This window comes from Aminipila sp., assembly GCF_032051575.1.
In the GTDB taxonomy this organism is placed as follows: domain Bacteria; phylum Bacillota; class Clostridia; order Peptostreptococcales; family Anaerovoracaceae; genus Aminipila.
This window is the reverse complement of record NZ_DAMBYD010000011.1, coordinates 68,806-81,903: the sequence shown is the minus strand read 5'-3', so window position 1 is coordinate 81,903 and position 13,098 is coordinate 68,806. Positions and strand designations below refer to the sequence as shown.

12 protein-coding genes are annotated in these 13,098 nt (G+C 36.3%); all 12 read left to right on the top strand.

Annotated features, from left to right (window positions below):
* The first annotated feature begins 23 nt into the window (after positions 1 to 23).
* Positions 24 to 1,577, top strand: coding sequence for an alanine/glycine:cation symporter family protein (locus RTW14_RS15080; protein WP_312652904.1), 1,554 nt, complete (start codon positions 24 to 26; stop codon positions 1,575 to 1,577).
* Positions 1,578 to 1,592: 15 nt separating this feature from the next.
* Positions 1,593 to 2,468 (top strand): polysaccharide deacetylase family protein, encoded by an 876-nt coding sequence (locus RTW14_RS15075; protein WP_312652902.1) that lies wholly within the window; start codon positions 1,593 to 1,595, stop codon positions 2,466 to 2,468.
* A 5-nt stretch (positions 2,469 to 2,473) separates the two neighbouring features.
* Positions 2,474 to 3,304: a polysaccharide deacetylase family protein gene (locus RTW14_RS15070; protein WP_312652900.1), complete on the top strand. Its 831-nt coding sequence runs from the start codon at positions 2,474 to 2,476 to the stop codon at positions 3,302 to 3,304.
* A 1-nt stretch (position 3,305) separates the two neighbouring features.
* Positions 3,306 to 4,694: an argininosuccinate lyase gene (gene argH / locus RTW14_RS15065; RefSeq protein WP_312652898.1), complete on the top strand. Its 1,389-nt coding sequence runs from the start codon at positions 3,306 to 3,308 to the stop codon at positions 4,692 to 4,694.
* A gap of 56 nt (positions 4,695 to 4,750) precedes the next feature.
* Positions 4,751 to 6,157 carry a class II fumarate hydratase gene (gene fumC / locus RTW14_RS15060; RefSeq protein ID WP_312652896.1) on the top strand — a complete coding sequence of 469 codons (1,407 nt, stop codon included), beginning with the start codon at positions 4,751 to 4,753 and terminating at the stop codon, positions 6,155 to 6,157.
* 173 nt (positions 6,158 to 6,330) lie between these two features.
* Positions 6,331 to 6,819, top strand: coding sequence for a DUF4489 domain-containing protein (locus tag RTW14_RS15055; protein ID WP_312652893.1), 489 nt, complete (start codon positions 6,331 to 6,333; stop codon positions 6,817 to 6,819).
* A gap of 258 nt (positions 6,820 to 7,077) precedes the next feature.
* Positions 7,078 to 7,911 (top strand): alpha/beta fold hydrolase, encoded by an 834-nt coding sequence (locus RTW14_RS15050; RefSeq protein WP_312652891.1) that lies wholly within the window; start codon positions 7,078 to 7,080, stop codon positions 7,909 to 7,911.
* 201 nt (positions 7,912 to 8,112) lie between these two features.
* Positions 8,113 to 8,496, top strand: coding sequence for a BMC domain-containing protein (locus tag RTW14_RS15045; protein ID WP_312652889.1), 384 nt, complete (start codon positions 8,113 to 8,115; stop codon positions 8,494 to 8,496).
* A 7-nt stretch (positions 8,497 to 8,503) separates the two neighbouring features.
* Positions 8,504 to 8,983 (top strand): EutP/PduV family microcompartment system protein, encoded by a 480-nt coding sequence (locus tag RTW14_RS15040; RefSeq protein ID WP_312652887.1) that lies wholly within the window; start codon positions 8,504 to 8,506, stop codon positions 8,981 to 8,983.
* 181 nt (positions 8,984 to 9,164) lie between these two features.
* A complete protein-coding gene (locus RTW14_RS15035; protein ID WP_312652885.1) occupies positions 9,165 to 10,706 on the top strand; it encodes a YfcC family protein in 1,542 nt (513 codons plus the stop codon).
* 151 nt (positions 10,707 to 10,857) lie between these two features.
* Complete coding sequence (gene pepV / locus RTW14_RS15030) at positions 10,858 to 12,249, top strand: dipeptidase PepV (protein WP_312652883.1); 1,392 nt, start codon at positions 10,858 to 10,860, stop codon at positions 12,247 to 12,249.
* Positions 12,250 to 12,385: 136 nt separating this feature from the next.
* The gene (locus RTW14_RS15025) at positions 12,386 to 13,036 is read left to right on the top strand and encodes a hypothetical protein (protein WP_312652881.1); all 651 of its coding nucleotides are present in this window, start codon (positions 12,386 to 12,388) and stop codon (positions 13,034 to 13,036) included.
* Positions 13,037 to 13,098 lie beyond the last annotated feature (62 nt).

Here is a 13,098-nt window from a genome sequence, read left to right as displayed (position 1 = left end):
AAAGAAAGAGAGGGATTATTATTATGTTTATTTTGGAACAAATTGATGCTTTTTTTGCAAACATCGTCCCAATAGGCGATTTCCTTTGGATTTTTCCTATGAATTTTGAATGGTATGCAAATATACCCATTTTAGGGCAAATACCATTTGCAATTTTCTTGCTAGTTGGTATGGGCTTTTATTTTACTTTCAAGATGAAAGGGGTTCAGTTTAGATATTTCAAAGCTGGTATTCAAACATTGACCAGAAAGAAAAAAGGTAATGTTGGTGTCAGCCAGTTAGCGGCTTTTATGCTAAGTACAGCAGAAAGAGTTGGTCCGGGAAATATCATAGGTGTTACAGGGGCAATTTCATTGGGAGGACCGGGTGCTTTATTCTGGATGTGGGTTTCAGCCACTGTGGGCATGGCAAGTTCCTTTGTGGAGTCAACACTTTCACAAATCTTTAAACAACGTGATGGTGATGACTATGTGGGCGGTCTGCCTTTCTATGGAGAACGAATATTTAATAATAAAAAGTGGGTGGGCTCTTTCTTGAGCGTAATGTTTATAGCCTATGCAATGCTTTGTATACCAATTCAAACTTTCCATGTATTTACTGCAACTGGAACTGCTGCAAGTATTGTTGCTGGTGTAACAGTTAAGACGCAGTCCGTGTTATATTATGCCATTGCTGTTCTCGTAATCGTTGGAATTGCTGCAACAATATTTGGAGGCATTAAAAGAGTTACTAGAATAACAGATTTTATGGTTCCGATTATGGCAGTTATTTATGGGGTAATCGTTATTGTTATAGTAATAATTAATATTGGAAAAGTCCCAGCATTCTTATATGCTGTGGTTGCTGGTGCATTTAATCCAGAATCGATTTTTGGCGGTTCATTTGGTATTGTTTTATCTCAAGGTATTAAGAGAGGCCTGCTGTCCAATGAAGCTGGTCAAGGTACTGTGACTATGGCAGCCGCAATTTCAGAGGCTAATCATCCTTGCGAGCAAGGGTTTATACAGTCAATTGGGGTATTCCTAGATACTATTATCATTTGCACAATGAGTGGCTTTATTGTAGGAGCAGCAAAAATTTGGAATAACAGTTCATATGATTTTATCACACTTAAAGATTCAAAAATTGATTTATATCTAACTTCGTTGAAAGAAATGATTCCAGGAGCTGCGATGGATAGCTGTATTTCGGTTATAATTTGCATATGTTACGCATTATTTGCTTTTACTTCACTATTAGGATTAATTTCTTTTGCAATAGTTGCAGGTACTAAAATTTCCAAGAGCAAAAAATATATTAATACAGTTAGAATATTAGGTGCATTTGTATTTGTACCGATTGGAACGCTGTGTGTATTAGCAGGTCTTCAACTTGATAACATTTGGTATGTATCTGATTTACTGAATATCGTTTTAGTCTTTGCAAATGCTCCAATTCTTTTCTATGGCTCAAAATATGTTGTTAGAGCATTGAAAAACTATGCGGATGGCAATGGGGAGAGGTTTGTATCATCTGAAATAGGGGTAGAGAGTGATATTTGGACTTATGAGGAACGTGAAAGAATGAAAGACTTATAAGATGAGGAGGCTAAAATGAACAATATAAAATGGCCAGAAGGATATAAAAGTGCAGTGATGTTTTCTTTTGATGTGGATGGTGATACTACGTGGGAGAATGGAAACAGAGGATTACCAAATGGTGACAAATACATAAAATCTTTATCTGTAGGTCAGTATGGACCCAAAAGGGCTGTAGATATGATTTTAGATAAGCTTGATACGTATAGTGTAAAAGGGACATTCTTTATTCCAGGCTTAACAGCAGAACGGTATCCTGATATGGTTAAAAAAATATATATAGCAGGCCACGAAATAGGGCATCATGGTTACGCTCATGAGAGATTTGCCGGGAAATCTACAGAAGAACAGATAGAGATAATTGAAAAAAGTCAAAAAATATACGAAGACTTAGTTGGGAAAAAGGCAATAGGTTTTAGGACGCCATCAGGAGACTGGGCTGTTGAAACACCAGGTCTTTTGTATGAAAGAGGATTTTCATATTCCAGCTCCATGCGTGGTGATGATAGACCATACAGAACAATAATTGATGGAGAAGAAACAGACTTCATAGAAATTCCTACAAAGTGGGAACTGGATGATTATGTGGCAATGGCATACAATATGTATCCAGCCGAGCCTGCAGGTCTTGATAGAATCTCTTGCTATAGAAATGTATCGGATAATTTTATGCGAGAGCTGGAGGGGAGTCATCGCTTTGGTTTATGCATATCCTTTATGATGCATCCTCAGGTTATAGGAAGTCCTGGTAGAATACAAATTCTTGATAAGCTTTTAAAAACTGCAACAGAAACGGATGATATGTGGATTGCCACAGGACATGAAATCGCTGACTGGTATCGTAAAGCCTATCCTTTAAGCCGTGAAAAACAAGAAAGTGAAAAGAGGTAGATGGTATGTATAGACAAAAGATAGAATGGCCGAATGGTAAAAAATGCGCCGTTGCAATAACCGTAAATCTTGACGCTGAACTGTTTTGGCTGCAGTTGGATCCTAGTTGCATAAATATGCCCAAGACTTTATCTATGGGACAGTATGGTATGTCAAGAGGCCTGGAGAGAGTACTATCGGTATTAGAAAACTATGGAATAAAAGGTACTTTCTTTGTACCAGGGAAAGTTGCTGAAATGTACCAGCAAGAAATAACAGGTATAGTTTCTAAAGGGCATGAAATTGCCAACCATGGATACAAACACGAGAATATGGCTCTGCTTTCTGGCGATGAACAGAGAGAGATTTTAAGACAGGGGAAGAAGTCCATAGAAACAGTTTGTGGTATCACTCCAAAGGGATTTCGTGCACCTGAGGGTGAATTAACTTTAGAGACCCTTGAAATTGCAAAAGAACTTGGATTTAAATATTCAAGTAATTTAAGCAATGATGATAGACCTTATAGATTAAGTTTAAGTAATGGCAATAGTATTTTAGAGATACCTATTCACTGGGCATTGTTTGATCTACCTTATTTTGCATTTAACTATAGGCCGGCATTTCCTATAGGTCAGGGTAGAATTGCAAATTATAGCGAGGTTACTTTTAATTGGATGGATGAGTTTGCGGGATATTATGAATATGGTCTATGTTACGTGTTGCAGGTAGACCCGCAGACCATAGGAAATCCTGCTAGAATTAAGATTCTGGAAGATACACTTGATTATATTATGGAAAAAGAAGATGTATGGTTTGCAACGTGTTCAGAAATATGTGATTATATGGAGGGGAAATAATATGGCAAATTTATGGGGAGGACGTTTCTCCAAACAAATGGACAATTTTACGGCAGATTACAATGAGTCAATAAGTTTTGACCATAAGTTATATAAGTATAGCATTATGGGCAGTAAGGCTCATGTTCAAATGCTTGCAAAACAAGGAATTATAAGTCAGGGAGATTGTAATGAAATTTTAAGGGGCCTTGATGTTGTTGAAAAGAAATTAGACAATAATGAGATTGAGTTTAACATCATCGATGAAGATATTATGATGATTATCGAAAAGGCACTGGCAGAGGAAATTGGTGATGTTGGAAAACGATTACATACAGCCAGAAGTAGAAATGATCAGAATGTAGTGGATGAGACCCTATTCCTGCGTGATGCAACAAAAAAAACCATGAATCATTTGGCTGATTTGCTGGAGGTAATTACTAAAAAGGCAGAGGCTGAATCAAATATAATTATGCCAGGCTTTACGCATCTTCAACATGCCCAGCCTATGACCGTTGGATTTTATTATATGGCACATTTTCAAGGAATCAGAAGAGATTATGAGAGATTTGAAGAAAGCTTAAAAAGGTTAAATGTCAATCCATTGGGTGCATGTGCAATGGCAGGAACGACGCTTCCAACAGACCGTCATGAAACAACAAGACTTCTGAGCTTTGATAATACTTCAGAAAATGCGCTTGATACTGTTGGTGCAAGAGATACATTTGCAGAATACTTATTTAACGCGGCATTATGTATGACTCATTTAAGTAGTTTTGCTGAAGAAATAATAGTATTTAATTCACAGGAATTTCATTTTATCACAATAGATGATAGCTTTTGCACAGGAAGCAGCATCATGCCACAAAAGAAAAATCCTGATATTGCCGAATTAGTACGTGGTAAATCAGCAAGGACAATTGGGAATCTTACAACACTTTTAACCATGTTAAAAGGAACATTCCTTACCTTGAATAAGGATTACCAGGAAGATAAAGAAGCGCTTTTTGACAGTATTCATACTTTGGACAGAACAATTTATATCTTTGCCAGAATGCTTGAGAACATAACCTTTAATGAAGATGTTCTGAAGGAGCAATTGAAGAAAGGTTTTATTGAAGCAACAGATGTAGCAGAATTTCTGGTATGCAGGGACATTCCATTCCGAGATGCACATGAGATTGTTGGAGAACTTGTTAAGTATTGTGAGAAAAATGGTAAGACTTTCCCAGATATTATAAAAGAAGATTTGAACAAGCTTAACTTCCCTGTTGATTTAGAAAATTTAAGCCAGTTTAGTATTGAAAACTGCATTAAGAACAGAAATAGTTTCGGAGGAACTTCATATAGCGAGGTAGATAGACAAATAAATAATGCTAAAGCCTTTGTTAAAAAAATCTCGCTGCAGTAAAATGCCGTTGCTGATGAGGCTGTAAGATTGGGTTTCAATAGAAAATAGGGGGAATTATGGAATATCGAATAGAACATGATACCATGGGGGAAGTGAAAGTTCCTACAGACAAATACTGGGGGGCACAAACACAAAGAAGTTATGAAAACTTTAGAATAGGCCGAGAAAAAATGCCTGTTGAAATAGTACGAGCCTTTGGAATACTGAAAAAGGCGGCAGCTCTTTCCAACATGGAATTGGGAATGCTGGATAAAAAGCGTGGTGAAGCTATTGTTAGGAGTTGCGATGAAGTTATTGACGGTGGGCTGGATGATAACTTTCCATTAGTAGTCTATCAGACCGGTAGTGGAACCCAGACTAATATGAATGCTAATGAGGTAATTGCAGGCAGAGGCAATGAAATGGCAGGAGAAAAAATACTTCATCCTAACGATCATGTAAATAAGTCGCAGAGCTCCAATGATACGTTCCCTACAGCGATGCATATTGCAGCAGTAGTTGCCATAGAAGACCAGCTTATCCCTGCTATTTCAAAATTAAAAAAGACTTTTATAAGGTTGGAAGTAGAAAACAAAGATATAATTAAGTGTGGTAGAACTCATCTTCAGGATGCCACACCACTTACATTAGGTCAGGAAATCAGTGGATGGCGTAACATGCTGGAACAGAGTGAACTCATGATAAAAAATTCTTTAACTGGGATTAGACAATTGGCTATTGGAGGAACCGCGGTTGGGACGGGGCTTAATGCTCATAAAGATTTTGGTATTTTGACAGCTCAAAAGGTCAGTGAAATTACAGGCAAGAAGTTTATTTCAGAAGATAATAAATTCCATGGATTGACAAGTAAAGACGCCCTTGTATTTGCCCACGGTGCAATCAAAGCGTTAGCGTGCAATCTTATGAAAATTGCCAACGATGTCAGGTGGCTTTCCAGTGGACCAAGATGTGGAATCGGTGAACTAATCATCCCTGAAAATGAACCAGGAAGTTCAATTATGCCAGGTAAAGTAAATCCAACTCAGTGCGAAGCATTGACAATGGCGTGTGTTCAGGTGATGGGCAATGATGTGGCGGTAGGTTTGGCGGCATCCCAGGGAAATTTTCAACTAAATGTTTATATGCCTGTTCTCATTTACAATTTCCTGGAATCCGTGAACTTAATGGCAACTGCCATGGTTTCTTTTAACGATAACTGTGCTATAGGAATAAGGGCAAATATAGAAAAGATAGATGAAAATATGAAAAAATCATTGATGCTGGTGACCTCATTGAACCCACATATAGGTTATGAGAATGCAGCTAAGGTAGCAAAACTTGCGCATAAAGAAAATATAAACTTGAGAGAAGCGGTGGTGAAGCTGGGCTTCATGACAGAACAAGAGTTTGACAAAATTGTTGTACCGGCAGACATGGTTCATCCTAATGGAAATGCTGCGTTTAGTCTTTTATCAATTCAGTAGCATTCTCGATATTTACATCATATACTAACTTAAACTATTCAGGAATCTGTCTCAGTTAAGGAAATGCAGATACTGGTATACATAGTGAGGAATTTGTATTCTTTGCTATGAAGGAACAGGGCAATGAAGCTTGGATTTAACAAATCACATCATAGCCTGAAAAGGAGACGTTTATGAATAGTATGCTTGGTTATTGTAATGGATATCAATATCCTACTAGCGATAACGGAACAGTAAGACCCGTTGCTTTTGGCAGTTCAACCGGTGGGGCAGGTCCCTTGCCGGTGATTACAACGTTGTTGGCTGATCCGATTAACGTAGTTTCAACTGCAATTGAAACTGCTGGGATGAGAGATGTAACCAATCTTCTCATTTTTACCAGTATAATTAGTCTGCCGCTTGGAATTTCTGTAACGCTAAATTTCCAAATAACAAGAACGAATTCAGATGGTTCAACTATTAAAGTCGGCCCTACGTATACGTTCTCAACTCTGGCAACTGCCTTGGAATCAGAATCGTTTGCATTCCAGCTTGCAGATAGTAATCTTAGACCGGATAATTACACTTACTCTGTTGAAATTTGCACCAACTCTATTATTGATATAACTCCGGGACTAACCGTGAACAATGCAACGCTTTCAATCATTGGGTTTAATGACTAAACAATTGATACGGAGCTGCTCATATTGAGCTGCTCCGTTATTTCATCGCTACATCCAGTTTCTTACAATGGATGATGGTTCTCCTCCTTAAGGCTGAACAACATTAAAAGACCTTCTGAAAAACAGGGGGCCTTTTAATATTTCAAAATAAAAACAGAAGTAGATTTATTACTTAATTTGGTATTTAAAAATCTACCCAAACATATTATTTCTTAAGTCAATAATAAAATATGGTTATTTGATTATAGGAGGGTATTAGTGGGATATTTTGTTAATACTGCAGAAAATGTAAATATATATGTAGAGGATCTTAATCCAAAAGGAGAAAATACAATCCTGTTTATTCATGGCTGGCCTGGAGACCATAATCTATTTGAATATCAGTTTAATCAGCTCCCAAAGATAGGATTCAGATGCATAGGAGTAGATACAAGAGGATTTGGCAATTCAGATAAACCATGGACGGGATATGATTATAACACATTAGCTGATGATATCAGAGCTGTAATTGATGCTTTAGGATTAGATCATATTACAATGGCAGGACATTCAACCGGAGGGGCAATCGCCATTCGATATATGGCCCGGCATAAAGGTCATGGCGTATCAAAACTTGCTCTATTTGCCGCAGCAGCGCCCAGTCTGATTAAGCGTCCTAATTTCCCTTATGGACTAGATAAGGGAACAGTTGAACAAATGATTCAAGCGACGTATGACGATCGGCCTAATATGCTTGAAAACTTTGGAAATATTTTTTTCTTTCAGCATATTACTCAGGCATTCTCAGACTGGTTTTTCCAATTGGGGCTACAGGCATCTGGATGGGCGACCACGGCTATTGAAAATACTTGGATTAATGAAGTACTGTTTTCAGATTTAGAGACAATAAATGTTCCAACTTTAATTATTCATGGGATTCACGATAAGGTTGTTCCATTTCAGCTTGGTCAAATACAAAATGGAAGTATTATAAATTCAAAGCTCATACCATTCTATTATAGTGGACATGGAACATTTTACGATCAGAAAGATGAATTTAATGAAGAGTTAGCAAAATTTGTGAATGAACAAAATTTTACATGCAGCAGTTAAAGAAGCTATTAAGCTTCTTTTTTCTCTTTAATAAGATAAATAATAAAATGTTTTTATAAGGAGTCATTACATTAATGGGGTTAAGTTTTTTATTGTAACAAATTGAAGAATTCTATACAGTATGTTATAATTAATAATTATGTTAAAAAATGAACTGACTAATAATCTTACAAAATGAAAAGAAAAGAGATGAAGTAAAAGATGGATATAAGAGATTTACTGCCAGAAGATTCAGAAGGAAGGCTTAGAATTATACAGGAAAGTGTTCCGGGAAAGCAGATTTCACTGGCACATATTATAGGTGGGCCAAGGCCTATTGTATATAAAAAGTTAGGACTGAATCCTGATATAGATTTTGACAACTCAGCAATTGGGATATTAAATGTAACGCCGCCAGAATCAGCAGTAATTGCAAGTGATATAGCTATCAAGGCGGGAGATGTGTATCTAGGATTTGTAGATCGGTTTAGTGGCACATTGATTATTACAGGTAGACTTTCAGAGGTAGAAACGGCTATTCAGGAGATTGTTTCATACTTCAAAAACGAATTGGAATTTGCTGTGTGCAGAATAACAAGAAGGTAAAATAATTATGAGGAAAATTATGCTTGTTGGGCGCAGTGAGGCAGGAAAGACTACATTAACGCAGGCTTTGAAGGGCGAGAAAATAACTTATCATAAAACTCAGTATGTCAATTACTATGATGTTATCATAGATACACCTGGTGAATACGCTGAAACAAATACTTTAGCAGGAGCATTAGAAATTTATTCTTATGAAGCAGATGTAATAGGGCTTTTGCTTAGTGCTATTGAACCATATTCTTTGTATCCCCCTTGCATATGCGCCATTGCAACGAGAGAAGTAATAGGCATTGTAACTAAAATAGATCATAAAGATGCTGAGGTGGAACAGGCCAAAGAATGGCTTAGGTTAGCCGGTTGTGAAAAAATATTTTGTATTAGCTCATACACAGGGGAAGGTGTTTCAGATATTTTAGAATATTTAAAAGAAAATGACGATGTGCTCCCTTGGGAAGTGGCAAAAGCAAAAGATGACGCTTTAAGATAGTCATCTTTTGTTTTTTGCAGATAAAAACACCATTAATTAATTTAGATTTTGTGATTTGGAACAAATTTCTAATTATTCTACTTATTTTTCCCAAAAACCATTGAAGTAACCTCAAAAAATGTATAAAATACATGGTGCACTAGTAAAAAATAGAACTTATAACCTAATTGAGGAGGAAAAAATGGAAGAAAAAAATGTGATGGAGCAGGGAACTCCAGTTAAACAAAAGAAAAAGCGTCAATTCCCATCGGCATTTACGGTATTGTTTATTATTTTAATTATCGCGGCCATAGGCACCCAATTTATGCCAACAGGTTCATATTCAAAGCTCCTGTATAATGAAGATACGAAAAAGTTTGACATTACTGCACCAGACGGAAGTGTATCTTCAATGGATGCAGATCAGGCAACACTTAATGAACTTGATATTAAAGCTAGATTAGACTTATTTTTAGATGGCAGCATTAATAAGCCAATTGGTATTCCTGGAAGCTATGAAACAATTAAATCTAATCCACAAGGATTTACTGATTGTGTTTTAGCTTTAGTGAAAGGTGTATATGACACCATTGACATCAGCTTATTTATTTTTGTACTGGGTGGTATGCTTGCTTATCTAAATAAGTCAGGAGCTTTCGCTGCTGGTATGGGAGCATTATCTAGAGTAACTAAAGGGAAGGAATACATACTTATTATACTTATTACTATGTTGATTTCGCTTGGTGGTACTACTTTTGGTATGTGTGAAGAAACGGTTCCGCTTTATGCAGTAGTTATTCCAATTTTTGTATTAGCAGGTTATGATGCTTTAGTAGGTATTGCTGCAGTATATTTAGGATCATCTATAGGTACAATGTGCTCAACGGTTAATCCATTCTCAACTGTAATTGCATCCAATGCTGCAGGTATTAATTTCATGGAAGGATTTGGGATTAGAGTAGCAGCACTTGTTGTTGGAACGATTATCTGTATATTATATGTTATCAGATATGGTAACATGGTTAGAAAGAATCCTGAAAAATCACTTATCTTAGAAAGCAAAGCCTATATTGATGAAAAGTACTGCAGTGAGGCTGAAGTACCTGCGTTAACTGGCCGATATAAGATTATATTAACACAATTCTTTTTAACTTTTGTAATCATGGTTTATGGTGTAGTTAAGCTTGGCTGGTGGTTTGGCGAAATGACTGGCTTATTCTTAGTTTCTGCTATCATCATGGGTATCATTTTGCGCATGAGTGAAAGAGATATGGTTAATGAATTCTTGGCAGGTGCTGGAGATATGATAGGTGTGGCACTTATTTGTGGTGTTGCAAGATCCATCAATGGAATCTTAGAAAATGGTTTAGTATCAGATGCATTATTGAATACCATGTCAGGCTGGGTAGAAGGCATGAGTCCATTTGCCTTTGCTATTATGATGTACTTTATTTATATTATATTAGGATTCTTCATTAATTCATCATCAGGACTTGCTGTACTTTCAATGCCAATCATGGCACCTTTGGCAGATGCTGTTGGGCTTCCAAGAGAAGTTGTTATTACAGCATATATGTTTGGACAGGGCACAATGGGCTTCATTACTCCAACAGGCTTAGTACTTGTAGTCCTTCAATTGGTTCATGTAAACTACGATAAATACATAAAATTTATTATGCCTCTTATGGGAATCTTAGTAGCATTTTCAATTGTATTCCTTTGCATTCAGGTCGCAACTGTATAATGTTAATATTGATTAAAACTAGTTGTAAAGTAGGTAATAAACTAACTTAAATCTAAAAAGGCTCTCTCAAAGAAATTAATAATTGGGATAGCCTTTTTTACTATTAATAGAGCATTGCAGAAATATTAATAAGTATATAAGGAGGATGGAAATGAAAAATTACATTGATTTAATTGATGGGTATAAAGATCAGATGTTAGAGGATCTAAAAAAAGCAATTGCAATAAAAAGTGTTGCAGGTGAGGCCGAAGGAGACTCTCCTTTTGGAAAAGGAGTACAAGCAGCGTTTGATAACATGCTTGAATTAGGAGAAAGAGAGGGTTTTGCAACAAAGAATGTGGACAATTATGGTGGGCACATTGAGTTTAAAGGTGAAGGTGATGGTATTTTTGCATTAATTGGACATCTTGATGTAGTACCAGAAGGCAGTGGATGGGAACATGATCCTTATGGGGGAGAAATAATAGGAGATAAAATGTTTGGCAGGGGTACCATTGATGATAAGGGCCCTACAATGGCAGCGTTTTATGCAATGAAAGCACTTAAAGACTCTGGCTTTAAGCCCCGAAAGGATATACGTTTAATCTTAGGGTTAGATGAAGAAACGGATTGGAAGGGAATGAATTACTATATGGAGCATGAGGAAACACCAGATTCTGGATTTGCTCCAGATGCGGATTTCCCAGTCATACACTGTGAAAAAGGACTAATTGTATTTGATGTAGTTAAAAGATTAAATAATACTAATAAATCTGGTCTGCGTTTAATTAGCTTTGAAGGTGGTAATGCGCCCAACATGGTTGCAGACAGAGCCAAAATTGTAATAACTGGTGGAGATATCTCTGATAAAATTGAAGAGTATAAGAAAAACAGTAAACATGATATTGTTTGTGAAAAAGTAGGGGATACCTTAGAAATAACGGCAAAAGGTATTTCTGCTCATGGTGCAATGCCAGAAGAAGGGCTTAATGCAATAACAATTTTGTTTGAAGCAATTAAAGATATTGAATTTAATAATTCAGAGGTAAATACTTTTGTAAAGTTTTACAATGATACAATAGGATTTGATTATCATGGTGAACGATTTGGATGCGGCTTTGAAGATGAACCATCAGGGAAATTGAATTTTAATGTAGGAAAGTTCAAACTTAATGAGTCAGAGGCCAGATTAACTATAAATATTAGGTATCCGGCAACTATGCAGGAAGATGATATTTATAATGGTATGGATACAATAGTTGGTCCAATGGGATATTCGATTGAAAGACTGGATCATCTGGCACCATTATATGTACCTAAAGATCATGCTTTAGTAAAAGTGTTAATGGATGTTTACCAAGAATTCACAGGAGATATGAAAAGTGAACCCTTAGTTATAGGTGGTGCAACTTATGCAAGGACAGTACCGAATAGTGTGGCTTTTGGACCAGTATTTCCAGGAGAAGCAGCGGTAGAACATCAGGCAGATGAATATATTTCTATTTCAGGAATGGTTAAAGCTACAAAGATATTTGCAGAAGCAATATACAGATTAACAAAATAGAGGCTCTTATTATAAGGGTACTTAATCTGTCGCAATATGGGTAAAAATTTGGAACGTAAATAGTTGAATTACAGTCATGGGGTACTTCATAATTAGAATGAAGCTTTCAAGAGATGAAATGATTAGGGGGAACACCATGATAAAAGGAAAATTCCAAAAGGAATATCGGGTGTTATGTCTAGCTATAGTTGTAATTGTATGTATAATGCTTACAGGAGCCGGACGTGAACACATAGATTTAGGCGAAATACTAGATAAATCAGTAGATCATAAGAGCCTGATAATTGCAAATGATAATCAAATAAACTTAGATAATTTAGTTTCGGAGCGATGGATATTAAGAATTAACTATGATTTACATCATGAGGGTACAGAAAAACTAAGTATTCTTCAGGGATATACGGGTGATAATCATTTACTGGGAAGTAAGATGGAGAAACAAATTGCTTTTGTTGCATCTAATGAGCAGGAATGGTTTCCAACATTATGGTTTGATGCTTATGACTGGTCTGATGAAGAGAAAGGTGTTGGAATAATTAGTTTGATTTTAACCAAAGAAAGCCAATTAGCCTTTGGGCAGTTACCAGATACTACTTTATATGGGGAAGTACCTGATTATGTTGTGAACAACTTGCAAGATAGGGATTCAAGCAGTATTCAGAAAACCGAGGTGTATACAAACTATAATTTACAGATGCCCATTGAAGGGTTAAAATCAGTTGTGAAGCTGACTGAACCAATAAAAATCACTAGAACTATAGAAGTTATTATGCCTGAAATTATATAAAAGGTATCAATTTACAAAAGAGGCCGCAGATTGAATTTCTGCGGCTTTTTTATCGTAGTAAA